Here is a 24,492-nt window from a genome sequence, read left to right as displayed (position 1 = left end):
TAGAAGTCTGAGATTCACTCTTGGGCTTCTTTTTGGAGGGAAAATAGATGTCTCAAATCGAAAGAATCAAACAAGCTATCATGGAAGATCCACAAAATCAACATTATACTGAGCAAGGTATCGAGCCTCTCTTTGCAGCACCAAAAACGGCTCGTATCAATATCATTGGTCAAGCGCCTGGTCTCAAAACACAAGAAGCTGGACTTTACTGGAAGGATAAAAGCGGGGATCGCTTGCGAGACTGGTTAGGTGTGGATGAGAATACTTTTTACAAGTCAGGTTATTTTGCAGTCATGCCCATGGATTTCTATTTTCCAGGGCATGGCAAGTCGGGTGATCTTCCGCCTCGTCCAGGTTTTGCAGAAAAGTGGCACTCACAGTTATTACATGAATTACCAGATATTCAATTAACCCTCTTGATAGGGCAGTATGCCCAAGCTTACTATTTACATGAGAAAGTTAGTGGCAAGGTAACAGATCGGGTTCGTCACTATCAGGATTACTTACCAGAATTTTTCCCTCTGATCCACCCATCACCACGAAATCAAATCTGGATGGCCAAAAATCCTTGGTTTGAGTCAGAAGTCTTGCTTGAATTGAAAAAGAGAGTAAAGAAAATAATTGGAGAATAGAGATGAAAGAAATCGCTTTTGAGGACTTTTATAAACTGTGCCAGAATGGCTGTTCGACCATTATTGATGTGAGAGAAGAAGTAGAGTTTAAGCAAGTTCATATAGAAAGTGCTCAAAACCTTCCCTTGAGTTCTTTATCTGATACCTATGAGGTCTTGGATAAAAATCAAACCTACTATGTCATTTGTAAGTCTGGTATCCGTTCAGCCCATGCCTGTCAATTTTTAACAGAAAAGGGCTATGATGTCATCAATGTCCCTGCAGGTATGGATGCTTTTGAATAATACTTAAATTCCTAGGGGAAGATAGTTTTCTCCTAGGAATTTTTAGAGTAAAACATTCAGAAAATTGAAAACATTTTAGATTTATTTTGTGACAGCCTTTTCATGCTTTCAATCATGGTATACTATGTAAGTATTTTATTTTTTATAAGGAGAGTTTATGGCTAAAAAAGGTGCTTTAACAGGATTACTCCTGTTTGGAATATTTTTTGGTGCGGGTAATTTGATTTTCCCCCCTACCCTAGGTGCTCAATCTGGGGAACACTTTCTCCCTGCCATTGCAGGATTTGTACTTTCAGGTGTCGGACTTGCCGTCTTGACCTTGATCATCGGGACCTTAAATCCTAAGGGCTATATCTATGAGATTTCTAAAAAGATTTCCCCTTGGTTTGCGACGATTTATCTAGCAGTTTTGTACTTGTCGATTGGTCCATTCTTTGCCATTCCACGTACTGCAACAACTTCTTATGCAGTAGGGATTAGTCCCCTACTGGCAGATGCAGACAAAGGTCTAGGCTTGATTGTCTTTACTCTTATCTACTTTGTTGCAGCATACCTAATCGCGCTGAATCCTTCAAAGATTTTGGATCGTATCGGTCGTATTTTGACTCCAGTTTTTGCCCTCTTGATTATCATCTTGGTAATCCTTGGAGCCTTCAAATATGGTGGAAATACTCCACAAGCAGCTACAGCAGCTTATCAAGCTTCAGCATTTGGAGCAGGATTCCTTGAAGGATATAATACTCTAGATGCTCTTGCCTCTGTTGCCTTCAGTGTAATCGCGGTTCAAACCTTGAAACAACTTGGATTTTCAAGTAAAAAAGAATATATCTCAACCATTTGGGTAGTCGGAATTGTCGTAGCACTTGGCTTTAGTGCTCTATACATTGGCCTAGGTTTCCTTGGAAATCACTTCCCAATGACAGAAGAAGCGATGAAGGGTGGAACTCCAGGGGTTTATATCTTGTCACAAGCGACCCAAGAAATCTTTGGTTCAACAGCTCAATTATTCCTAGCAGCCATGGTAACAGTAACCTGCTTCACAACGACTGTAGGGTTGATTGTTTCAACTGCGGAATTCTTTAACGGACGTTTCCCACAAATCAGCTATAAGGTTTATGCGACTGTCTTTACCTTGATTGGTTTTGCAATTGCTAACCTTGGTCTTGATGCAATCATCAAATATTCTATCCCTGTCCTAGTTATCTTGTATCCAATTACCATTGTGATTGTTATGATTGTGATTGTGAACAAGTTTGTACCACTTTCAAAACCAGGCATGCAATTGACGATGGGACTGGTAACAGCTATTGCCATAGCTAGCGTCTTGGGAAGTTCATTTGAAGTGACCTTCCTTGCCAATATTGTGAATGCTCTGCCATTTGCTAAGGCTTCATTGCCTTGGTTGGTACCAGCGATTATCGGAATTTTACTTTCTCTTGTCCTTCCTAACAAACAAGAAAGCGAAACTTTTGAAATGGAATAAAAATGCCTTGGCTATTGGGCCAAGGTTTTTATATTCTATAAATCTTAGTCGGTTTTTTCAGTAAATCCGAGTTCAGTTAGCAATTTTTTAGAAGCAGCAAAACTGATCGTTTTCCCAACCCCAGCATATTCTTTAGGGAAGGCTTTTCTGAGTTCATCAATATCAGCGACTGTAAAGTCAAATTCTGCATCTTGAACGACTTTCCCATCTTGAATTTCAATAGTCTGGCGAACACCCTGGATGCCATTATAGCCTTTGTAGGTTTCTTCAACCAAGGTTTTAAGTTCTTCTGGTGTTTTGTTGTAAGATTCTGGATCATAGATATTATGACCTGATTGTTTCAATACTTTGTCTCCTTCAACACTATAAGTCAGGGTAGAAGTAAAGCCAGGACGAGTATCATTGACAAAGGTAGCAGTTTTTACCTCAGCTTTTGTTTCTGAGTTTTCAAGCGTGGTTTTTTCCTCCTTATTAGGGCTAGAGGAAGTAGTTGTTGATTGTTTGGAACATCCCAACAAGACAAGCAAAGATAGAACTAGGCAGAGGCTAGCTTTGAAATATTTCTTCATGTCTCTTTTCCTTTCATCATAAATCTAATATCATTATAGCACAGCCATTTTTTGGAATCAAAGTATTAGGTGTCGTTCCTTTTTACACATACTAAAATGGGAAAAGTGATATAATGGTAGCAAGAGGTGAAGAAATGAATCAAACTGTAGAATATATCAAAGAACTAACTGCTATCGCATCCCCAACTGGTTTCACACGTGAGATTACGAATTATTTGGTTGAGACTCTTGAAAAACTAGGTTATCAACCAATCCGTACTGCCAAAGGTGGTGTCAACGTTACTGTCAAAGGTAAAAATGACGAGCAACAGCGTTATGTGACCGCCCATGTGGATACCTTGGGAGCTATCGTTCGCGCTGTTAAACCAGATGGTCGTCTTAAAATGGACCGTATCGGTGGTTATCCTTGGAATATGATTGAAGGCGAAAACTGTACAGTTCATGTAGCTAGTACAGGTAAGACTATTTCAGGTACCATTTTGATCCACCAGACTTCTTGTCATGTATACAAGGACGCAGGAACTGCGGAACGCACGCAGGACAATATGGAAGTACGTTTGGACGAAAAAGTAACCAATGATAAGGAAACACGCGCACTCGGGATTGAAGTTGGAGATTTTATCAGCTTTGACCCTCGAACAATCGTGACTGAGACAGGCTTTATCAAGTCTCGTCATTTGGATGACAAGGTCAGTGCAGCTATTCTCCTCAATCTCCTCAAAGTATACAAAGAAGAAGGGATTGAGCTTCCTGTTACTACGCATTTTGCCTTCTCAGTCTTTGAAGAAGTGGGGCATGGTGCTAACTCAAGCATTCCTAGTCAGGTTGTTGAGTATCTTGCAGTAGACATGGGAGCGATGGGAGATGACCAGCAGACAGATGAGTACACAGTCTCTATCTGTGTCAAAGATGCTTCTGGACCGTATCACTACGAGTTCCGCCAACATCTGGTTGCTCTAGCAAAAGAGCAAGACATCCCGTTTAAATTAGACATCTATCCATTTTACGGTTCGGATGCTTCTGCAGCCATGTCAGCTGGAGCAGAGGTCAAGCATGCCCTTCTAGGAGCTGGTATTGAGTCTAGCCACTCTTACGAGCGTACTCATATCGATTCTGTAGTGGCTACTGAGCGTATGGTAGATGCTTATCTCAAGAGTGACTTGGTGGACTAAGATGTGCTTGATTTGTGATCGAATTGAATTGATTAAGTCAGGTGACAATCCCTACTTTGTAAAAGAACTGGAAACAGGCTATGTTGTTATTGGGGATCACCAGTACTTTGAAGGCTACACGCTCTTTCTAGCCAAGGAACATGTCACAGAATTACACCATCTACATCCAAGTGTCAAACTTCGCTTTTTAGAGGAAATGAGCCTAGTTCAGGAAGCTGTCTCTAAGGCCTTTTCTGCTCAAAAGATGAATGTAGAGTTGTTAGGAAATGGAGATGCTCACGCTCACTGGCATATTTTCCCTAGACGAGAGGGTGATATGAAGGGACACGGTCTTAGTGGTCGTGGTCCAGTTTGGTGGGTTCCTTGGGAAGAAATGGTCGCTGAAGAATATCAGGTTAAGGGAAGCAAATTAGAAGGTTTGGTTGAAACCTTATCTGAAACTTTGGACCAGATGATTGAAATGAAAGGATAGACTATGAAAAAAAGATACCTTGTCTTGTCAAGCTTATTAGCCTTGACATTAGCGGCTTGTTCACAAGGAAAGCCGGCAACTTCAGAAACTCAGACTTCAACTGGAGAAAAAACCGTCCAAGAAGGAACGGTCGGTAGTAAATCTCAGGAAGCAAGCCAGAAAAAGGCAGAAGTAGTTAATAAAGGAGATTACTATAGCGTTCAAGGCAAGTACGATGAGATTGTTATCGCTAATAAACATTATCCCTTGTCTAAGGACTATAATCCTGGAGAAAATCCTACAGCAAAGGCGGAGTTGTTGAAGCTTATTGCTGCCATGCAGGAAGCAGGTTTCCCAATCAGTGACCACTATAGTGGTTTCAGAAGTTATGAAACTCAAACTCAACTTTATCAGGACTATGTCAACCAAGACGGAAAGGCAGAGGCTGACCGCTATTCTGCACGACCTGGATATAGTGAACACCAAACTGGTCTTGCTTTCGACCTTATCGGCACAGATGGAGATTTAGTGACAGAAGAAAAAGCTGCCCAATGGCTTTTAGATCATGCTGCAGACTATGGTTTTGTCGTTCGTTACCTCAAAGGTAAGGAAAAAGAAACGGGTTATATGGCTGAGGAATGGCACCTTCGCTATGTTGGTAAAGAAGCCAAAGAAATCGCTGCAAGTGGCCTCAGTTTGGAAGAGTATTATGGCTTTGAAGGTGGAGACTATGTTGATTAGTCGCAAAATACCTTGCAAGAATGCTTGAAATTTGATAAAATATTTAGTAATTAAATAGGAATCTGCAAGACTAGTATCTCAGGGGAAGTATATCAGGGAGGAGAGCCGTGACTGAAAGCTCTCTATATGAAAGCTGGGTGAATTCACTTGCCTATGGATTCAGAAATAAAGGTCTGACTTGTCAGATGAAAACGGATGGTACCGCGTGTCAACGCTCCGAGTATGGAGTTTTTGGCATGTGGTTTTCTTTTTATCTACGAGAGACTGATGGAGGAATTATGTCAACTATTGAAGAACAATTAAAAGCGCTTCGTGAAGAAACGCTGGCTAGCTTAAAGCAGATTTCTGCTGAAAATGAAAAAGAGATGCAAGAATTGCGTGTCTCAGTCCTTGGGAAAAAAGGTTCCCTTACTGAAATCCTGAAAGGGATGAAAGATGTCTCCGCTGAGATGCGTCCAATTATCGGGAAACACGTCAATGAAGCGCGTGATGTCTTAACAGCAGCCTTTGAAGAAACAGCTAAGTTTTTGGAAGAAAAGAAAGTTGCAGCTCAACTGGCTAGCGAGAGCATTGATGTGACGCTTCCAGGTCGCCCAGTTGCGACTGGTCACCGTCATGTTCTTACACAAACTAGTGAAGAAATCGAAGATATCTTCATCGGTATGGGTTACCAAGTTGTGGATGGATTTGAAGTGGAGCAAGACTACTACAACTTTGAACGTATGAATCTTCCAAAAGACCACCCAGCCCGTGATATGCAGGACACTTTCTACATCACAGAAGAAATCTTGCTCCGTACCCACACATCTCCAGTTCAGGCGCGTGCCATGGATGCTCATGACTTCTCTAAAGGTCCTTTGAAAATGATCTCACCAGGGCGAGTATTCCGTCGTGATACAGACGATGCAACCCACAGTCACCAGTTCCATCAAATCGAAGGTTTGGTTGTTGGGAAAAATATCTCTATGGCTGACCTTCAAGGAACGCTTCAGTTGATTGTGCAAAAAATGTTCGGTGAGGAACGTCAGATTCGTTTGCGTCCATCTTACTTCCCATTCACTGAGCCATCTGTTGAGGTTGACGTTTCATGCTTCAAGTGTGGAGGAGACGGCTGTAACGTATGTAAGAAAACGGGTTGGATTGAGATTATGGGTGCCGGTATGGTTCACCCACGAGTCCTTGAGATGAGTGGGATCGATGCAACTGTATACTCTGGTTTTGCCTTTGGTCTTGGTCAAGAGCGTGTAGCTATGCTTCGTTACGGAATTAATGATATTCGTGGATTCTACCAAGGCGATGTCCGCTTCTCAGAACAGTTTAAATAAGATTGAAACCTGAAACACAGTCCTATACTGTACTAATCATCTTCTCTCAATGAGAAATGGTGAGGACTGCCTCAAAGAAAAAGAAAGGAATTGAAAAGGTCTCTTTTACTGGGATCTTACAATCAGAATTATGTTAGTATCTTATAAATGGTTAAAAGAATTGGTGGACATTGATGTGCCATCACAAGAGTTGGCTGAAAAAATGTCAACCACAGGGATCGAAGTAGAAGGTGTGGAATCACCTGCTGCTGGTCTCTCAAAAATTGTCGTCGGTGAGGTCTTGTCTTGTGAAGACGTGCCAGAAACTCACCTCCATGTTTGTCAGATTAACGTTGGCGAAGAAGAAGCCCGTCAAATCGTTTGTGGTGCACCAAATGTACGTGCAGGCATCAAGGTTATGGTGGCTCTTCCAGGTGCTCGCATCGCTGACAACTACAAAATCAAAAAAGGAAAAATCCGTGGTTTGGAATCACTCGGAATGATCTGCTCACTTGGTGAATTAGGGATTTCTGACTCCGTTGTACCTAAGGAATTTGCAGATGGGATCCAAATCTTGCCTCAAGATGCTGTTCCTGGGGATGAAGTCTTCTCTTATTTAGACTTGGATGATGATATTATTGAACTTTCTATCACGCCTAACCGTGCAGACGCTCTTTCTATGCGTGGGGTAGCGCACGAAGTAGCAGCTATCTATGACAAGGCAGTCAACTTTAAGGAATTCAGTTTAACAGAAACAGACCAAGCTGCAGCAGACGCTCTTTCTGTCAGCATTGATACAGATAAGGCGCCTTACTATGCTGCCCGTATCTTGGACAATGTGACGATTGCACCAAGTCCGCAATGGTTGCAAAACCTCCTCATGAACGAAGGCATCCGTCCGATTAATAATGTCGTCGACGTGACCAACTATATCTTGCTTTACTTTGGTCAACCAATGCATGCCTTTGACTTGGATACCTTTGAAGGGACTGACATCCGTGTCCGTGAAGCGCGTGCTGGTGAGAAATTAGTGACCTTGGATGGGGAAGAACGTGAGTTGGAAACAAATGACCTCGTCATCACTGTCGCTGATAAACCAGTTGCCCTTGCAGGTGTCATGGGTGGTCAAGCAACAGAAATCTCTGAAAAGTCTAGTCGTGTCGTCCTTGAAGCTGCTGTCTTCAATGGTAAATCGATCCGTAAGACTAGTGGTCGTCTCAACCTTCGTTCTGAATCATCTTCTCGCTTTGAAAAAGGCATCAACGTGGCAACAGTCAATGAAGCCCTTGATGCGGCAGCCAGCATGATTGCTGAACTTGCAGGAGCAACTGTTCGTAAAGGTATTGTTTCAGCAGGCCAGCTTGACACTTCTGATGTGGAAGTTTCTTCAACTCTTGCTGATGTCAACCGTGTCCTCGGTACAGAGCTTTCATTTGCTGATGTTGAAGATGTCTTCCGTCGCCTTGGCTTCGGTCTTTCTGGAAATGCAGAAGCCTTCACTGTCAGCGTCCCTCGTCGTCGTTGGGATATCACTATAGAAGCGGACCTCTTTGAAGAAATCGCTCGTATCTATGGCTATGATCGCTTGCCAACTAGTCTTCCAAAAGACGATGGGACAGCAGGTGAATTGACTGCGACACAAAAACTCCGTCGTCAAGTTCGTACCATTGCAGAAGGAGCAGGCTTGACAGAAATCATCACCTACGCTCTAACAACTCCTGAAAAAGCGGTTGAATTTACGATTCAGCCAAGTCATTTGACAGAATTGATGTGGCCAATGACTGTGGACCGTTCAGTTCTCCGTCAAAATATGGTTTCAGGTATTTTGGATACAGTTGCCTACAACGTAGCACGTAAGAATAAAAACTTGGCTCTTTATGAGATTGGAAAAATCTTTGAACAAACTGGTAATCCAAAAGAAGACTTGCCAAATGAAATTAACAGCTTTGCCTTTGCCTTGACTGGCTTAGTCGCTGAAAAAGACTTCCAAACTGCAGCAGTTCCAGTTGATTTCTTCTATGCTAAGGGAATCCTTGAAGCCCTCTTTGCTCGTTTGGGTCTTGAAGTGACTTATACAGCAACCTCTGAAATTGCTAGTCTTCACCCAGGACGTACAGCCTTGATTTCACTCGGTGACCAAGTCCTTGGTTTCCTCGGTCAAGTACATCCTGTTACAGCTAAAGCTTACGATATTCCAGAAACTTATGTAGCTGAGCTTAACCTTTCAGCTATTGAAGAAGCCCTTCAACCAGTGGCTCCATTTGTGGAAATTACTAAATTCCCAGCAGTCAGCCGTGATATCGCCCTTCTCCTCAAGGCAGAAGTAACTCACCAAGATGTAGTTGATGCTATCAAATCTGCGGGCGTGAAACGTTTGACAGACATCAAACTCTTTGACGTATTCTCAGGTGAAAAACTGGGTATCGGTATGAAGTCAATGGCTTATAGCTTGACTTTCCAAAATCCAGAAGATAGCTTGACAGACGAAGAGGTCGCACGCTATATGGAAAAAATCCAAGCTTCACTTGAAGAAAAAGTGAATGCAGAAGTGCGTTAAAAGTCTAAAATCCATCCTGAGGGATGGATTTTTTAGTAGAAAAAATCATCAAGCTTTAGCCTGATGATTGAATCAAATTGACGGGGAAACAACTCCTTTTTAATACTGTTACAAGATGATCAAACATCGGTATTTTTTGTCATCCAATCAGCTAAGAAGTGGTAAGTATCATGTCGATTGATTTCGTTCAGAATTTCGTGACGAGCCTCTTCAACTAATCGGAGGCTTACTTTCGAATGTGAAGCCTTTAGGAGTTTTACAAATCTCTCTATACCTTTGCCATTTTCACCTAGAGGGTCTTCTTGTCCCGAAATAACGAGAATAGGAAGTTGGGCTGGGATCTCATCAATCACTTGTTTACTAGCTACTTGGTTAGAGAAGTAAAAAATGGATCTGTACATAGGAATAGTAGGTATGAATTGACATAATGGATCCTTCAGATAAGCTTGGTTGGATTCTTCATTTTTTGAGAGCCAATCGACAGATGTTTTAGGATTTTTAATAGTTCGATTAAAGCTATCAGTTGATAGATAAGTCAAGAGTTTACTACGGTGTTTATTCCCTTTTATAAGTCGGATGCATTCTGTTAGGATGAGAGCAAATCGAGTTAGAAACTGAGGTTGTTGACCAGTCGCCATGATAATCAAGGCATTGATAGGTGGTTTTCGTTTAGCTACATAATAGCGACACATAAGAGAACCCATAGAATGCCCTAGAAGGACGATTGGAAATCCTGGATAGCTTTCTTGAATAAAAGAGGTCACTCTTTCAATATCATCGATGAGTTCCTCGGGAGATTCAGGAAAGACTCCGAGTTGACTTGGATTTTGAGCAGTATGACCATGGCCGAGATGATCATGGCCGATAACAGTAAAGCCTTCTTTATTCATGGCTAGAGCAAATTCTTCATATCGCTCCACGTACTCTACCATTCCATGTACAAGCTGAAGAACGGCTTTTGGCTGTTCAGCTTCCCAAATGATTAAGTTATTGTTGTTTGGTTCGAGTTTAAGTCTTTTTTTCATATCAGATTCCTTGCCTATGATAATCTATAGTCTATCAAAAATATACCATAAAATAGCACGATAAGCTAGGCAGGATAATGAAGATTACTAGTAACAATTCAGGACTGAAAATGAACATTTGAGGACATAGCCAACGGATTTATCAAGAAATGAGTATAATAAATTTATCACTTAAAATCTGGAGGATTAAAATGCTTGGTGATGAGCCAATAAAGTTCCTATCCAGTAAACTCCCTTCTTAAAAGTCATGATTTAAAAATGTACATAAATCATTGTAAATGCTATCAAAAAGGAGTATAATGAGTGCAATAAATTTCGGAGGTGGATAATGCTCGAAGTAAGAAATCTAGAGAAAAGTTTTGGGCCTAAGCAAGTTTTGTTTGGTGTTGCCTTTCAAGCACGACCAGGGCGTATTTTGGGACTAGTCGGGAAAAATGGAGCTGGGAAAACAACTATTTTTCACAGTATTTTGAAATTTTTAGACTATCAAGGGGAGATTGAGCTTGATGGTCAAGACATTCGTCAGGAGACCTATGCTCGCATTGGTTATCTCCCTGAAGAACGCAGTCTTATGCCTAAATTGACAGTCCTTGAACAAGTTCGTTATTTGGCGACTTTAAAAGGAATGGACGCTAAGGAAATCAAAGAAAAACTCCCTCAATGGATGGAAAAACTGGAAGTCAAGGGGAAACTGACGGACAAGATTAAGAGTCTCTCAAAAGGAAATCAACAGAAGATTCAGTTGATTATCACTTTGATTCATGAACCAGATTTGATTATCCTAGATGAGCCTTTTAGTGGCTTGGATCCAGTTAATACCGAACTTCTTAAGCGGGTTATCTTGAAAGAAAAAGAACGTGGCGCGACCATTATCTTTTCCGACCATGTCATGACCAATGTCGAAGAACTTTGTGATGATATCCTCATGATTCGTGATGGGCGTGTGGTCTTGTATGGACCGGTTCAAGAAGTCCGCAATCAATACGGCAAAACACGACTTTTTGTTTCAAGTGACCGAAGCAAGGAAGAACTGGAGAGCCTTCCTCATGTCAAACAGGTTAGCTTGACCAAGCAAGGTAGTTGGAAGTTGATTTTAGATGATGAAAGTGCAGGTAGAGAACTCTTCCCAATCTTGACCCAAGGTCAATATATCGCGACCTTTGATCAACAAGCTCCAACAATCGATGAAATCTTTAAATTAGAATCAGGGGTGGAAGTATGAGAAATATGTGGGTTGTAATCAAAGAAACCTATCTAAGACATGTCAAGTCGTGGAGTTTCTTCTTTATGGTGATTTCGCCTTTCCTCTTTTTAGGTCTATCTGGAGGAATTGGTGTTCTCCAAGGTTCTTCCTTAGCTCAAAATAGTAAGGTAGCAGTAGTTAGTTCTGTTCCTCTTGTTACAGAAGAACTTAAATCGACCAATGGTCTTAACTTTGACTATAAGGACGAAGCGAGTGCCCAAGAAGCCATCAAGGATGAAAAAATAAAAGGCTATCTGATGATTGACCAAGAAGATAGTGTCCTTAAGGCAGTCTATCATGGCGAAACCTCTCTTGAAAGTGGCATCAAGTTAGCAGTAACGAGCAAGTTAAATGACCTTCAAGCCCAACTCAACCGTTCAGCAGCAAATCTGTCACAAGAACAGACAAAACGCTTGGAACAAACTGTCCAATTTACTGAGAAAATTGATGAGTCAAAAGAAAATAAAAAGATGGTCCAAACCTTTGCGGCTGCAGGACTGGGCTTCTTCCTTTATATGATTTTGATTACTTACGCTAGTGTCACTGCTCAAGAAGTAGCCAGTGAGAAAGGGACTAAAATCATGGAAGTGGTCTTCTCAAGTATTCGTGCCAGCCATTACTTCTACGCTCGCATGATCGCCTTGCTCCTAGTCATTTTAAGTCATATTGGGATTTATGTTGTAGGCGGACTTGGAGCTATCTTATTCTTTAAGGATATGCCTATCTTGGCTAATTCAGGTATTCTGAATCACTTGGGAGAAGCCTTTTCGATCAATACCTTGTTATTTGTCTTAGTCAGTCTTTTCATGTATGTAGTCTTGGCAGCCTTCTTAGGTTCTATGGTTTCCCGCCCTGAAGATGCAGGAAAGGCCTTATCGCCATTGATGATTTTGATAATAGCTGGTTTTGTTGGCGTTACTGCCCTAGGCGCTGCAGGAGACAATTTGATTTTGAAAATCGGTTCTTATATTCCTTTCATTTCGACCTTCTTTATGCCTTTTAGAGCTATCAATGGCTATGCAAATGGTTTGGAAGCTTGGATTTCACTTATGATTACGATTGCTTTTGCGGTAGCTGCAACCATCTTTATCGGACGGATGTATGCTAGTCTGGTCCTTCAAACGGATGATTTAGGTATTTGGAAAACCTTTAAACGAGCTTTAAGCTATCACTAAAAGAGGAGTCTGGGACAAAAAGATTTTGCTTTTAGGAATTCTTTATTATAAATTTTAAAAATCGATAGATTAGACAAAAAAAGCGAACAAGACAGTATTCTGAGTGTCAGATAACTCGTTTTGTTCGCTTTTTATATTTAAGGTTAGACTTTTGTCTCAGACCTTTTTGCTTTGCGAATTCATTGCTGTCTGGTCTTCTTTACTTTATAATGAAAGAAGAATGAAAAGGAGGAGGACATGAACTATATTGATGTTGCTGAAAATGAGTGTTTATTAATCATTGTCCTTGGGATGATGCTGATCAGCCAGATGAGTGAAAATGAGGTGGAGGTGGCCTTGTCGATTGGCATCAACACCTTTGACCTACCGGATATCTATGGCTATGGCCAGTGTGAGGTCCTGCTGGGTAAAGTTTTCAAGCGCCGTTCGAATCTTAGGGATCAGATTTCACTTGTATCAGTGAGCTGGTTTTTTTATGCTTTACAGATTTTTCTTGACAAGTCTTTTTTATTATGGTATTCTTTTAGGTAACAAGTGTTGCGCAACAAATGTTGCGTTAAAGGAGTGTTATGCCACCAAAGGTTAAATTTAGTAAAGAGACTATGATTGGGACAGCTTTACAATTGGTTAGAGAAGAGGGAATGTCTAGTTTGACGGCTAGAGCATTAGCAGAGAAACTGGGCGCCACACCAAGAGTCATTTTTGGGCAATTTGCAAATATGGCTGAGTTACAAGCAGAGGTTATTGTTGCTGCGGAAATGGTAGTGGTGGAGTATATACGAAAGGCTTTAGAAGATGAGAAGCCTTTTCGATCTGTCGGGGTTGCTTATATCCTGTTCGCCTCAAAAGAGCCTCAACTCTTTCAATTGCTTTTCCAAAATCCTAGTAAAGATCCCATTCGTCGCTTTCAAGATTTTCTTCCCATGAAGGATCATAGTTACCAATTGGTTCTGGATTCGATTGTCGCAGACTATCCTTTGACTGTAGAGGAGGCTAGTCGATTGTACCAGCATCTATTTATCTACTCACACGGGATGGCCTCTATGGTTGCTTCTGGTATTTATCAATTCAGCATGGAAGAAGTAATTGGATTACTGACAGAGGTTTGTCAATCGCTCATCAAAGAAATGGTAGGAAAAAAATGATTCAACTAGAAAATGTTCACAAAAGTTACGGCCAAACCAAGGTTTTAAAAGGGATTGATTTGCAGATTCAAGACCAGGATGATGTGGTTATCCTAGGCCCTTCTGGATCGGGCAAATCAACTCTCTTAAACGTTCTGTCAGGTTTAGAAAAGGTAGACGAGGGACATATTCTCATTCAAGGCCAGGATTTATCGCAACTCACGGATGCTCAATTGACGGCCTTTAGACGTGAGAAGATTGCCTTTATTTTCCAGCAGTATTATTTATTGCCTAATCTGACAGTCAGACAGAATGTTAAGATGGGAGCTGACCTGGCAGACAATCATGATTTTTTGCAGATTATCGAGGATTTGGGGCTTGGTGATAAGCTGGACAAGTATCCGAGTGAATTGTCTGGCGGAGAACAGCAGAGAGTCTCCATTGCTCGTGCCTTGGCCAAAAAGCCAGAGATTCTTTTCTTAGATGAGCCGACGGGGGCCCTGGATGAAGAAACAGGGCGCAAGATTCTCGACTATATCTGGAAGTTGAAGGAAAAGCTAGGCTTTACCCTAATCATGGTGACACACAACCAAAATATTGCAGATATGTCTAGAACCATCATTCGCGTCAATAGTGGCAAGATTACCCAAGTTGTGACCAATGATCAGCCTCAGAATGCTTATGAGATTGGATGGTAAGCCATGTTTTCAGTAAAAGATATTCGAAAATTAGTTGTCGTCAGTATCATTGGGGCTTGTGCGGTCTTTGTGGCCAATCTCTTCTTAAATTTTTACTTGGACATCGAGCAATTAGAGATTTCGAAAACCAATCCCATGATTCAGACCTACTATGATGCCCAGGTTTCGCTTTCCTGGATGGTGGCCATGGTCAGTGGGGTTGTCTTGTCCTTGACGTCGGTCCTTCTCATGTGTTTTTATATCAAACAATTTGTTGACGACCACAAGGAACAATTAGGAATTTTAAAGGCTTTGGGCTACAGCAATGGCCAGTTGGCTAAACGATTTTGGGCTTTTGGACTCAGTTTTGGAGTTGGGGCTCTTCTTGGCTATTTCGCTTCTTTTCTTATGATGGGACATTTTTATGACTTTCGTAATGAGAAGGGGATCTTACCAGAAATCACCATTCATTTTCATTGGCAGCTCCTGCTTGCCTTGGTGATACTGCCAACGAGCTTCTTTATGCTTCTCGCGATTGGTTATGCTAGAAGACAACTACAAACGCCGGCACTTCGCTTATTGAAAAAATCTCCAACACCAATCAAGGCCCAAAGGAGAAAGAGGGCTCCTAAGAAAGAGAAGGCCTTCCTAAAAGAGCTGTCCTCATCACTGATTTGGGGGAGAAAATCTATACTGTTTTTTGTAGTCTTTGGCTCTATGTGTTTTGCGGCCATGGTTCAATTGTCCTTTGGCCTCAGGGATTACACAGATGATATCATCCAAACCATGATGATCATGATTGGCTTGATCCTTTCTTTCTCGATCCTCTTTTTGTCATTGGGGATTGTGGTCTCAGAAAGTCGCGAAACCTTGGCTCTTATGAAGGCTTTTGGCTACACCGATCGTGAATGCCAAAGTCATATTCTCGCTCCCTATCGTTTTTGGGCTTATTTAGGATTTGTTCTTGGGACAGCTTATCAATATGGCATCATGGAAATTTTGATTGGTGTGATCAAAGACACGGTACCTGAAAAGATTGAGCACAACTTTGACTGGAATGTGTGCTTTTGGACTTTGATCATTTTTGCTGTGGTTTATGAAAGTCTCTTTTATCTATCCAACAAAAAACTCCAAAAACAAACAATTAAGGAAGTACTCTTAGCAGAATAGTGTGAAAATGGCTGGTTTTCCCAGCCTTTTTTCTTTGTGATAAATGATTGACAGAGAGAGGCTTTTCCACTATTCTAGGGGAATGATAGAATGGAAGTGAGACATTATGAAACGGAACTACTGGCAGGACCTGAAAGGGGCCTTTTACTTAATCTGGCGCAACAAATGATCCTTTATCTAGGTAGGAATCCTCTTGCAGTTTGTGGTTGACATTGGAGCTGCATCTTTGAGTCATAAATAAATCAAAAGACCTGTGAGTGTATCTCTCAGGTCTTTCAATTAGCTGAAATATTTCACATTTATTTCTTCTAAACCTTTGACTATTAGGCAAAATTATCGTACAATAAAGAGTACATGATAAAATGAGATCAGAGTTTATCCACTCTGGCAATAGTAGTAATAATTGAGGAGAAACGCTTTGGAATTAGAAGTATTTGCTGGGCAAGAAAAAAGTGAACTATCTATGATTGAGGTGGCTCGTGCCATCTTAGAACTTCGTGGTCGTGATCACGAAATGCATTTTAGTGATTTAGTGAATGAAATCCAAAATTATCTTGGTACTTCAAACAGTGACATTCGTGAAGCTTTGCCTTTGTTTTATACAGAGTTGAACTTTGACGGAAGCTTTATCTCTCTTGGAGATAATAAATGGGGCCTTCGTTCATGGTATGGAGTCGATGAAATCGATGAGGAAATCATTGCTCTTGAAGAAAGTGACGATGAAGAAGTAGCACCTAAAGCTAAGAAAAAACGTGTTAATGCCTTCATGGACGGAGATTCAGATGCCATTGATTATGGTGCAGATGATCCTGAAGATGAGGACGCTTACGAAGAAGACCCAGCCCTTTCTTATGACGATGAAAATCCAGATGACGAGAAGAATGAAGTTGAAGCCTACGATGCTGAAATCAACGAAATCGCACCAGATGATCTAGATGAAGAAGTCGATCTTAATGAAGAAGACGACGAAGACTCTGAAGAAGAGGAAGAATAAAAATAAAAAGGAGTTGGAGCTGGAATCGGTCTATCAAGTCTCGATTTCCTAGTCCAGCTTTTTTGTATTAGTCTGAATTAGTTTTGTAAGCTGGAATGCGCCAAGTCAACGATTTGTTCTATTTGACAAATGGTTCATTTTGAGGTAAGATATTGTTCGGGCACCTCTTTTAGAGGTCGGAGCTCCCTAGTTATTAGGGAGCTATTTTTGTTTTTCCAGGAAACTTTTCTTCTTGGGTTGTAGTTATTGATGAAGGTCTTGTTTTCTCAATCCCCTGTTAGTGAACAAGGCCTTGTGCATTTTAGAAAGAGGAATCTATGTCTACGAAATATATTTTTGTCACTGGTGGTGTGGTGTCGTCTATTGGAAAAGGGATCGTTGCAGCGAGTCTAGGACGACTGTTGAAAAATCGTGGTTTGAAGGTGACCATTCAAAAATTTGACCCTTATATCAATATCGACCCAGGAACCATGAGTCCTTACCAGCACGGGGAAGTCTTTGTTACTGATGATGGGGCTGAGACAGATTTGGACTTGGGTCACTATGAACGTTTTATCGATATCAATCTTAACAAATTCTCAAACGTGACAACTGGTAAAATCTACAGTGAAGTTCTTCGCAAGGAACGTCGTGGAGAATACCTTGGGGCAACTGTCCAAGTCATTCCTCATATCACAGATGCCTTGAAAGAAAAAATTAAGCGTGCCGCTCTAACGACTGACTCTGATGTCATTATTACAGAGGTTGGTGGAACAGTCGGCGATATTGAGTCCCTTCCATTCTTAGAGGCGCTTCGTCAGATGAAGTCTGATGTCGGAGCAGAAAATGTCATGTATATCCATACAACCTTGCTTCCTTACCTCAAGGCAGCTGGTGAAATGAAAACCAAACCAACTCAACACTCTGTCAAAGAATTGCGTGGTCTGGGAATCCAGCCAAATATGTTGGTCATTCGTACTGAAAAACCAGCAGGACAAGGGATTAAAAATAAACTAGCCCAGTTCTGTGATGTGGCGCCAGAAGCAGTTATTGAGTCCTTGGATGTGGATCATCTTTACCAAATCCCACTTAATCTGCAAGCACAAGGCATGGATCAAATCGTCTGTGACCATTTGAAAATAGATGCACCGGCAGCAGATATGACAGAGTGGTCAGCTATGGTTGACAAGGTCATGAATCTCAAAAAACAAGTCAAAATTGCTCTTGTTGGTAAGTATGTCGAGTTGCAAGATGCCTACATTTCTGTCGTAGAGGCCTTGAAACACTCTGGTTATGCCAATGATGCAGAAGTCAAGATTGATTGGGTCAATGCTAATGACGTGACAGCTGACAATGTAGCAGAACTCCTAGCTGATGCTGATGGAATCATCGTTCCAGGTGGTTTTGGTCAACGTGGTACTGAGGGTAAGATTCAAGCGATTCGCTATGCGCGTGAAAATGATGTACCAATGCTTGGAGTCTGCTTGGGTATGCAGTTGACCTGTATCGAGTTTGCCCGTAATGTCTTAGGTCTTGAAGGAGCTAATTCAGCAGAGCTTGATCCTGATACAAAATACCCTATCATCGATATCATGCGTGATCAGATTGATGTTGAGGACATGGGTGGTACCCTTCGTTTGGGACTTTATCCTTCTAAGTTAAAACGTGGTTCTAAGGCAGCGGCAGCTTATCATAACAAAGAGGTGGTGCAACGCCGTCACCGTCACCGTTATGAATTTAACAATGCCTTCCGTGAACAGTTTGAAGGAGCAGGTTTTGTCTTTTCAGGCGTTTCACCAGACAACCGCTTGGTAGAAATTGTGGAAATTCCAGAAAATAAATTCTTTGTGGCTTGTCAGTACCACCCAGAGCTATCAAGCCGTCCAAACCGCCCAGAAGAACTCTACACTGCTTTTGTAACAGCAGCGGTTGAAAATAGTAAATAGTCATGATTAAACCTTTGAGAGTCATCTCAGAGGTTTTTCCTATATAAATTTAGATATCTTTTGTAAAAAATACAACATAGTGATATAATTAACATAGATAAAAAACAGGAGGAAATCCTATGAAAAAAATCACACTATTTGGTTTGTCTCTAGCTGGTTTAGCCTTACTAGCTTTCCCTCATTCAGGTCAGGCCTTCGAGCTGAAAGAAGAATGGGTTGTTAAATGTGGAGTTCAGTATCAAGATGGCAACATTCTCCGATTTAATAATGGCCATGAAGTGGATATTAAAGTATTGGATTTGCCAAAAACAGAGAAAATCGAGTGGACGGTTAGTCTCAATGGTCAAGATCAGACTGTCAATTTCCTAGGTCAAGAAAAGGACAAGTCTATGATTGGCGTAGAAGGGCGTTATCTGAATTTCTATGTTCCATATGGCTATAGAGGAGATATCAAGGTAGAAGCCAAGAGCGGAAATGAAGTAAAGACCTGGTCAACGAAAGTGGTTGACGATGTACATCATGAAGGTGGAAAGAGAGGCTACTACCGTATTGAAGAATCAAATGATCAATACACTTACCTCGATGCTAAATGGGATTATCAAACCAAGACTTACACTGCCACCCTACCAGAGACTGTCAATGGTCAAAAAGTCTTTGCTTGGGCAGACTATGACAATGGTGAGTTAAAACTTACAAAACCAGAATCTATCAGTCATTACTACAAGGGTGGGGGATCTTTCCAAGAACTTTATCCGATTGTGAAAGCAGAAAGCTGGCTACAATCAAACCAAAACTGGTACTATCAAAAACAAGGTCAATTAGTGCAGAACGATTGGGTTAAGGACAAGGGAACTTGGTACTTTATGAATGACAAAGGAGTTATGTTTAATCAAACATGGCTCTATCAAGGTGACAGTTGGTATGCCTTTAAGTCATCAGGAGCCATGATTTCAGCTGATTGGTTATATGATAATGGGTCTTGGTATTACCTAAAAGACTCAGGTTCAATGGCAACAGGCTGGCTTAAAGATGGTGGCACTTGGTATTACCTAAACAAGTCAGGTTCAATGGCGACAGGCTGGGTGAAGGATCAGGGTGAATGGTATTACCTAAAAGATTCAGGTGCAATGGCAACAGGCTGGGTCAAGGACAATGGTAAGTGGTACTATCTGGCTTCATCTGGTAAAATGCTTCGCAATACATACACACCAGACGGCTACTATGTAGATGGCAGCGGTGCTTGGAAATAATCATGAAACAGAGAAAGTCTACTGAGAAGGTAGATTTTCTTTTTTCATTTTCAAAATTATGAAAATCTGGAAAAAGGACACTATTTTTGATAAGATAGAGTTATGGATTTTGAAAAAATTGAACAAGCATATACTTATTTACTAGAAAACGTCCAAATCATTCAAAACGATTTGGCGACAAATTTTTACGATGCCTTGATTGAACAAAATGGAATTTACCTAGATGGCCAAACCAATTTGGAGCAAGTCAAAAAAAATAATCAGGCCCTAAAACGCTTGGCACTTCGAAAAGAGGAGTGGCTACGGACCTACCAATTTCTATTGATGAAAGCTTCGCAAACAGAACCTCTTCAGGCTAATCACCAGTTTACACCAGACGCGATTGGTCACTTGATGATTTTTATCATCGAGCAGCTTTGGCCAACTGAAGCCTTTAGTCTGTTAGAATTGGGTTCTGGGATGGGAATTCTGGGTGCTAATTTCTTGACATCTATGAACAAAAAAGTAGACTACCTGGGGATTGAGATAGACGACCTCTTGATTGATTTGGCGGCGAGTATGGCAGAAGTCATGGATCTTCAAGCAGCCTTTGTACAGGGTGATGCTGTGCGGCCGCAGGTCCTCAAAGAAAGTGATGTCATTGTGAGTGACCTACCGATTGGCTACTATCCAGATAATCAAATAGCCTCACGTTACCAAGTGGCAGCTAAGGATGAACACACTTATGCTCACCATTTGATGATGGAGCAATCTCTCAAGTATCTTAAGACGGGAGGGGTCGCGATTTTCCTTGCTCCTAGCAATCTCTTGACGAGTCCTCAGAGTGACCTCTTGAAATCCTGGCTGACTGATCAGGCTCAGCTAGTGGCTATGGTAACTTTACCAGAGGATCTCTTTGCTCAAGGAGCCCAGTCCAAGACCATTTTTGTTCTACAAAAGAAGCTAGCGCAGGATATCGAGCCATTTGTTTATCCACTTGCCAGTCTTCGGGACCCTGAAATTTTGATGGAATTTAAGGAAAATTTTCAAAATTGGTGTCAAGAACATGAAATCTAGTATAAATTTTGATATAATAGTTGAAAACGCTTAAAAAGGGGAATAAATTATGACAAAAACCATTGCAATTAACGCTGGGAGCTCTAGCTTAAAATGGCAACTGTACCAAATGCCAGAAGAAAAGGTACTTGCAAAAGGTTTGATTGAGCGAATTGGATTGAATGATTCAGTTTCCACAGTTAAGTTCGATGGTCGTTCAGAACAGCAAGTTCTTGACATTGAAAACCACACTTTGGCTGTAAAAATCTTGCTTGATGACTTGATCCGTTTTGATATTATCAAAGCTTATGATGAAATTACTGGTGTTGGACACCGTGTTGTTGCAGGTGGAGAATACTTCAAAGAGTCTACAGTTGTTGAAGGGGATGTTCTAGAAAAAATCGAAGAACTAGGACTTCTTGCTCCATTGCATAACCCTGCAAACGCTGCTGGAATTCGTGCCTTCAAAGAATTGTTGCCAGAGATCACAAGTGTAGCAGTCTTTGACACATCATTCCATACAACAATGCCAGAAAAAGCCTACCGTTATCCATTGCCAACTAAGTACTATACAGAAAACAAGGTTCGTAAGTACGGAGCTCACGGTACAAGCCATCAGTACGTTGCTCAAGAAGCAGCAAAACTCTTGGGACGTCCACTTGAAGAGTTGAAATTGATTACCTGTCACATCGGTAACGGTGCTTCTATTACAGCTGTTAAGGGTGGCCAATCTGTTGATACATCCATGGGATTCACTCCACTTGGTGGTGTTATGATGGGAACTCGTACAGGAGATATTGACCCTGCCATCATTCCTTATTTAATGCAATATACAGAGGACTTTAACAAGCCAGAGGATATCAGTCGTATCCTCAATCGTGAGTCAGGGTTGATGGGTGTTTCAGGTAAATCTAGTGATATGCGTGATGTTCAAGCGGCAATGGAAGCAGGTGATCCTGATGCAACCTTGGCTCTTGAAATGTACGTTGACCGTATCCAAAAACACATCGGCCAATACTTGGCTGTCCTAAACGGAGCGGATGCTATTATCTTCACTGCAGGAGTTGGTGAAAATGCAGCTGGTGTACGTGAAAAAGTTATCACTGGTATTTCTTGGTTTGGTTGTGATGTAGATCTAGAGAAAAATGTCTTTGGTGTGACTGGAGATATCTCAACAGAAGCAGCAAAAATTCGTGTACTTGTTATTCCAACGGATGAAGAACTCGTTATCGCGCGTGACGTTGAACGTTTGAAAAAATAACAGATCAAAAAATCGACCTTCAATAATAAAGGTCGATTTTTTGATCTAGTAGAATTACCATTTAGTTAGCGAAACTTCGCCACTATTAAGCCAAATCTTTTTACCGTTGGCTAATTCTATCAGCAGTTGTCCTTGGTCAGAGATGTCACAGGCTTTTCCTGTGAATATTTCTTGATCCTTCTTGAAAGAAATCTCTTTTCCTAAAACGATTGAGCGCTTTTTATAGAGATAGAGGAGTTCATCGACTTCTGTTTCATAAAAGCATTTCCAAATCTCAGCGATGAGTTCATTCCGAGTGATAGGGGCTTTTTGCTGGAATAAGCTTCCAGCTTTTGTTTGTAGGTTTTTTGGAAAATCAGTAATAGAAAAGTTGATCCCGACCCCAATGATAACATCTGTTACCAGTCCAGTTTCAACAGAAGTAATTGCTTCGGTCAGGATACCAGCAATTTTTTTCTGATTCAGATAAATGTCATTAACCCACTTGATATCCACATCAATCAGACTAAGGTTCTTGATAGCCTTGTAGATAGCTCCAGCAGTTAAGAGGGTATAGGAAGGGAGATCTTGATAAGGAAGGTTGGGTTTGAGATGAAGGGACATATAAATCCCTCCTTGAGAAGGAGAAAAGTAGGGACGTTGAAAACGTCCACGTCCAGAAGTTTGGCTAGTTGAGAGATAGAGAGTGTCTCCTTTAGCACCAGCCTCCAGAGCTTCTTTGGCATCGGTTTGCGTTGATTTGGTCTTGGATTTAAATCGGACAGTGACGGGGCTTTGCTCTTCAATCTCTTGGGGCAAGATTAGGTCACCGTGAAGAAGTTTATAGCCACGGTTTTTGATGCTGTCAATCTCAAGACCTTCTTGTTGGAGACGCTGGATAGCCTTCCATACCGATGTTCGGGATAGGTTTAATTTTTCAGCGATTTTTTCTCCACTTACATAGTCTTTTTCAGTAGCTAAGATTTTATAAACTTCTTGGTAAGATTTCATGGTAAGACCTTTCTCTAGCAATTAATGTTATTGTACCATATTTTCAAAAAAGGGCGAGAGTTATTTAGGATAATCTTCTTATGATATAAAATTTTACCGAGTTTTAGTATCTATGGTATGGGCAAAGTGGTTTTCAAATCCTTTGAAAAGTGGTAAAATGTTTTAATAGCTTATTTATCTGAATTTAGTATTCAGAAGGAAAGGATCTGTTGTGAAATCAATAGGTATCATTGAAAAGTTAAAAAGTTTCTCAAAGCAAGAGTTAATCTTGCTAGGGGTTATTCTCAGTATTTTTCTACCTTTTTATCTTTTCGTCATTATTTTTCTTGCCTACTTAATAGGTCTAATATTTACAGGAGAGATGAAGGAGATATTAAAACGAATATCCCACCATTTTATCTTACTTTTATTTATTGGCTATAGTGGTATTATCTCTCTTTTAGCGCAAAATGTGATGGGAATGGTTGCTACCATAGGGATGCTCCTATTTGCAATTTTCTTTTATTATTACCAATCCCATTTAACCCCGAAGTTTTTCAGATTAGTATTGCAATCGATAATGTCGCTTAGTGTGCTAGCATCAGTTTTTGCAGCCTTAGAGCATTTTCAAATTGTAAAGAAATTTGATTATACTTTCTTATCACCTAAGATGCAGGTTTGGCATCAGAATCGTGCTGAAGTAGCTTTCTTTAATCCTAATTATTATGGAATTATCTGTTGCTTCTGTATCATGATTGGATTTTACTTAATTAGTACGACTAGATTGAGATGGTTAAGAGTCTTTTCCATGATTGCCATCTTTGCTAATTTGTTCGGTTTGAACTTTACGCAGAATCGGACTGCTTTTCCAGCCATCATCTTTGGAGCCATCATTTATCTCTTTACAACCATTAAAAACTGGAGAGCTTTCTGGCTCAGTATTGGAGTTTTTGGAGTTGGTTTAGCATTTTTATTCTCAAGTGATTTGGGTGTTCGGATGGGGACCTTGGATTCGTCGATGGAAGAACGAGTGTCGATCTGGAATGCTGGGATGGCTTTGTTTAAACAAAATCCCTTCTGGGGGGAGGGACCTCTAACTTACATGCATTCTTATCCTCGCATTTTTGCCCCTTATCATGAACATGCGCATAGTATCTATATCGATACGATATTGAGTTACGGTGTAGTAGGTACTGTATTATTAGGAATTGCTTCTTCAGATCCAATCCGTATGTTGATTGATATGAGTCAAGTACCAAGTAAAAGACCTATCCTTGGACTTTATCTTTCATTTTTAACAGTGGTTGCTGTACATGGAATTTTTGACTTGGCCCTCTTCTGGGTTCAATCCAGCTTCATCTTCCTTCTAGTGATGTGTAGTTTACCATTAAAACATAGTATGATTGGAGAATTTGTTGAATAATTAAAAAGATAGTAGAAACGAGATGTTC

General features: G+C 40.9%; 22 protein-coding genes and 1 pseudogene. 20 read left to right on the top strand and 3 right to left on the bottom strand.

Going from position 1 to position 24,492, the window contains the following annotated elements; translation table 11 throughout:
• Positions 1–47 precede the first annotated feature (47 nt).
• From QM874_RS05515 to brnQ, 3 genes are all read left to right on the top strand, one after another.
• Positions 48–632 carry a uracil-DNA glycosylase family protein gene (locus tag QM874_RS05515; protein WP_414316533.1) on the top strand — a complete coding sequence of 195 codons (585 nt, stop codon included), beginning with the start codon at positions 48–50 and terminating at the stop codon, positions 630–632.
• Between the two features lie 2 nt (positions 633–634).
• Positions 635–916, top strand: coding sequence for a rhodanese-like domain-containing protein (locus QM874_RS05510; protein WP_414316532.1), 282 nt, complete (start codon positions 635–637; stop codon positions 914–916).
• Between the two features lie 157 nt (positions 917–1,073).
• Positions 1,074–2,399, top strand: coding sequence for a branched-chain amino acid transport system II carrier protein (gene brnQ, locus QM874_RS05505; RefSeq protein ID WP_414316531.1), 1,326 nt, complete (start codon positions 1,074–1,076; stop codon positions 2,397–2,399).
• Positions 2,400–2,443: 44 nt separating this feature from the next.
• Here the strand turns inward: brnQ and QM874_RS05500 are convergent, their stop codons facing one another.
• A complete protein-coding gene (locus QM874_RS05500) occupies positions 2,444–2,968 on the bottom strand; it encodes a DUF1307 domain-containing protein (RefSeq protein ID WP_414316530.1) in 525 nt (174 codons plus the stop codon).
• 134 nt (positions 2,969–3,102) lie between these two features.
• Here QM874_RS05500 and QM874_RS05495 point away from each other — a divergent pair, with 134 nt between their 5' ends.
• The 5 genes from QM874_RS05495 (at position 3,103) to pheT (ending at position 9,193) form a co-directional block, all read left to right on the top strand.
• Entirely contained in the window at positions 3,103–4,140 is a 1,038-nt protein-coding gene (locus QM874_RS05495) for a M42 family metallopeptidase (RefSeq protein WP_414316529.1), read from the top strand.
• 1 nt (position 4,141) lies between these two features.
• Positions 4,142–4,612, top strand: coding sequence for an HIT family protein (locus QM874_RS05490; RefSeq protein ID WP_414316578.1), 471 nt, complete (start codon positions 4,142–4,144; stop codon positions 4,610–4,612).
• Positions 4,613–4,615: 3 nt separating this feature from the next.
• Complete coding sequence (ldcB, locus tag QM874_RS05485) at positions 4,616–5,332, top strand: LD-carboxypeptidase LdcB/DacB (protein WP_414316528.1); 717 nt, start codon at positions 4,616–4,618, stop codon at positions 5,330–5,332.
• 278 nt (positions 5,333–5,610) lie between these two features.
• A complete protein-coding gene (pheS, locus tag QM874_RS05480) occupies positions 5,611–6,657 on the top strand; it encodes a phenylalanine--tRNA ligase subunit alpha (RefSeq protein WP_414316577.1) in 1,047 nt (348 codons plus the stop codon).
• Between the two features lie 130 nt (positions 6,658–6,787).
• On the top strand, positions 6,788–9,193 hold the full coding sequence (pheT, locus tag QM874_RS05475) for a phenylalanine--tRNA ligase subunit beta (protein ID WP_414316527.1): 2,406 nt from the start codon (positions 6,788–6,790) through the stop codon (positions 9,191–9,193).
• A 119-nt stretch (positions 9,194–9,312) separates the two neighbouring features.
• Here the strand turns inward: pheT and QM874_RS05470 are convergent, their stop codons facing one another.
• Entirely contained in the window at positions 9,313–10,218 is a 906-nt protein-coding gene (locus QM874_RS05470) for an alpha/beta fold hydrolase (RefSeq protein ID WP_414316526.1), read from the bottom strand.
• A 328-nt stretch (positions 10,219–10,546) separates the two neighbouring features.
• On the opposite strand from QM874_RS05470, the gene QM874_RS05465 reads away from it, so the two are divergent.
• The 11 genes and pseudogenes from QM874_RS05465 to QM874_RS05415 all read left to right on the top strand — a co-directional run bounded on the left by QM874_RS05465 (position 10,547) and on the right by QM874_RS05415 (position 22,072).
• Positions 10,547–11,440 carry an ABC transporter ATP-binding protein gene (locus QM874_RS05465; RefSeq protein WP_414316525.1) on the top strand — a complete coding sequence of 298 codons (894 nt, stop codon included), beginning with the start codon at positions 10,547–10,549 and terminating at the stop codon, positions 11,438–11,440.
• Entirely contained in the window at positions 11,437–12,636 is a 1,200-nt protein-coding gene (locus tag QM874_RS05460) for an ABC transporter permease (protein ID WP_414316524.1), read from the top strand. The genes QM874_RS05465 and QM874_RS05460 overlap by 4 nt, the downstream gene beginning before the upstream one ends.
• 237 nt (positions 12,637–12,873) lie before the next feature.
• Positions 12,874–13,095: pseudogene (locus tag QM874_RS05455) on the top strand (aldo/keto reductase family oxidoreductase); the annotation flags it as partial.
• Positions 13,096–13,205: 110 nt separating this feature from the next.
• Entirely contained in the window at positions 13,206–13,781 is a 576-nt protein-coding gene (locus QM874_RS05450) for a TetR/AcrR family transcriptional regulator (RefSeq protein WP_414316523.1), read from the top strand.
• Positions 13,778–14,458, top strand: coding sequence for an ABC transporter ATP-binding protein (locus QM874_RS05445; RefSeq protein WP_414316522.1), 681 nt, complete (start codon positions 13,778–13,780; stop codon positions 14,456–14,458). The genes QM874_RS05450 and QM874_RS05445 overlap by 4 nt, the downstream gene beginning before the upstream one ends.
• A 3-nt stretch (positions 14,459–14,461) precedes the next feature.
• Positions 14,462–15,607 (top strand): FtsX-like permease family protein, encoded by a 1,146-nt coding sequence (locus tag QM874_RS05440; protein WP_414316521.1) that lies wholly within the window; start codon positions 14,462–14,464, stop codon positions 15,605–15,607.
• A 418-nt stretch (positions 15,608–16,025) separates the two neighbouring features.
• On the top strand, positions 16,026–16,601 hold the full coding sequence (gene rpoE, locus QM874_RS05435) for a DNA-directed RNA polymerase subunit delta (RefSeq protein ID WP_414316520.1): 576 nt from the start codon (positions 16,026–16,028) through the stop codon (positions 16,599–16,601).
• Positions 16,602–16,918: 317 nt separating this feature from the next.
• Positions 16,919–18,526 (top strand): CTP synthase, encoded by a 1,608-nt coding sequence (locus QM874_RS05430; RefSeq protein WP_414316519.1) that lies wholly within the window; start codon positions 16,919–16,921, stop codon positions 18,524–18,526.
• Between the two features lie 119 nt (positions 18,527–18,645).
• Positions 18,646–19,776: an N-acetylmuramoyl-L-alanine amidase family protein gene (locus tag QM874_RS05425; RefSeq protein ID WP_414316518.1), complete on the top strand. Its 1,131-nt coding sequence runs from the start codon at positions 18,646–18,648 to the stop codon at positions 19,774–19,776.
• A gap of 102 nt (positions 19,777–19,878) precedes the next feature.
• Entirely contained in the window at positions 19,879–20,832 is a 954-nt protein-coding gene (locus tag QM874_RS05420) for a class I SAM-dependent methyltransferase (RefSeq protein ID WP_414316517.1), read from the top strand.
• Between the two features lie 49 nt (positions 20,833–20,881).
• Complete coding sequence (locus QM874_RS05415) at positions 20,882–22,072, top strand: acetate kinase (RefSeq protein ID WP_414316516.1); 1,191 nt, start codon at positions 20,882–20,884, stop codon at positions 22,070–22,072.
• A gap of 54 nt (positions 22,073–22,126) precedes the next feature.
• On the opposite strand, the gene birA is transcribed toward QM874_RS05415, so the two are convergent.
• The gene (birA, locus tag QM874_RS05410; RefSeq protein WP_414316515.1) at positions 22,127–23,062 is read right to left on the bottom strand and encodes a bifunctional biotin--[acetyl-CoA-carboxylase] ligase/biotin operon repressor BirA; all 936 of its coding nucleotides are present in this window, start codon (positions 23,060–23,062) and stop codon (positions 22,127–22,129) included.
• Between the two features lie 211 nt (positions 23,063–23,273).
• Between birA and QM874_RS05405 the strand changes: the two genes are divergently transcribed.
• Positions 23,274–24,464 carry an O-antigen ligase family protein gene (locus tag QM874_RS05405; protein ID WP_414316514.1) on the top strand — a complete coding sequence of 397 codons (1,191 nt, stop codon included), beginning with the start codon at positions 23,274–23,276 and terminating at the stop codon, positions 24,462–24,464.
• Positions 24,465–24,492: the final 28 nt, after the last annotated feature.

The organism is Streptococcus infantis (assembly GCF_047463615.1).
Taxonomy (GTDB): domain Bacteria; phylum Bacillota; class Bacilli; order Lactobacillales; family Streptococcaceae; genus Streptococcus; species Streptococcus infantis_X.
This window is presented reverse-complemented; position numbering and strand designations above follow the sequence as displayed.

Coding starts and splice junctions, on each gene's coding strand:
- pheT (WP_414316527.1), top strand. CDS start 6,788: ATGTTAGTATCTTATAAATGGTTAAAAGAATTGGTGGACATTGATGTG.
- brnQ (WP_414316531.1), top strand. CDS start 1,074: ATGGCTAAAAAAGGTGCTTTAACAGGATTACTCCTGTTTGGAATATTT.
- QM874_RS05510 (WP_414316532.1), top strand. CDS start 635: ATGAAAGAAATCGCTTTTGAGGACTTTTATAAACTGTGCCAGAATGGC.
- QM874_RS05490 (WP_414316578.1), top strand. CDS start 4,142: ATGTGCTTGATTTGTGATCGAATTGAATTGATTAAGTCAGGTGACAAT.
- QM874_RS05465 (WP_414316525.1), top strand. CDS start 10,547: ATGCTCGAAGTAAGAAATCTAGAGAAAAGTTTTGGGCCTAAGCAAGTT.
- QM874_RS05460 (WP_414316524.1), top strand. CDS start 11,437: ATGAGAAATATGTGGGTTGTAATCAAAGAAACCTATCTAAGACATGTC.
- QM874_RS05470 (WP_414316526.1), bottom strand. CDS start 10,218: ATGAAAAAAAGACTTAAACTCGAACCAAACAACAATAACTTAATCATT.
- QM874_RS05450 (WP_414316523.1), top strand. CDS start 13,206: ATGCCACCAAAGGTTAAATTTAGTAAAGAGACTATGATTGGGACAGCT.
- QM874_RS05500 (WP_414316530.1), bottom strand. CDS start 2,968: ATGAAGAAATATTTCAAAGCTAGCCTCTGCCTAGTTCTATCTTTGCTT.
- QM874_RS05495 (WP_414316529.1), top strand. CDS start 3,103: ATGAATCAAACTGTAGAATATATCAAAGAACTAACTGCTATCGCATCC.
- QM874_RS05420 (WP_414316517.1), top strand. CDS start 19,879: ATGGATTTTGAAAAAATTGAACAAGCATATACTTATTTACTAGAAAAC.
- QM874_RS05440 (WP_414316521.1), top strand. CDS start 14,462: ATGTTTTCAGTAAAAGATATTCGAAAATTAGTTGTCGTCAGTATCATT.
- pheS (WP_414316577.1), top strand. CDS start 5,611: ATGTCAACTATTGAAGAACAATTAAAAGCGCTTCGTGAAGAAACGCTG.
- QM874_RS05425 (WP_414316518.1), top strand. CDS start 18,646: ATGAAAAAAATCACACTATTTGGTTTGTCTCTAGCTGGTTTAGCCTTA.
- QM874_RS05415 (WP_414316516.1), top strand. CDS start 20,882: ATGACAAAAACCATTGCAATTAACGCTGGGAGCTCTAGCTTAAAATGG.
- QM874_RS05445 (WP_414316522.1), top strand. CDS start 13,778: ATGATTCAACTAGAAAATGTTCACAAAAGTTACGGCCAAACCAAGGTT.
- QM874_RS05430 (WP_414316519.1), top strand. CDS start 16,919: ATGTCTACGAAATATATTTTTGTCACTGGTGGTGTGGTGTCGTCTATT.
- ldcB (WP_414316528.1), top strand. CDS start 4,616: ATGAAAAAAAGATACCTTGTCTTGTCAAGCTTATTAGCCTTGACATTA.
- QM874_RS05515 (WP_414316533.1), top strand. CDS start 48: ATGTCTCAAATCGAAAGAATCAAACAAGCTATCATGGAAGATCCACAA.
- birA (WP_414316515.1), bottom strand. CDS start 23,062: ATGAAATCTTACCAAGAAGTTTATAAAATCTTAGCTACTGAAAAAGAC.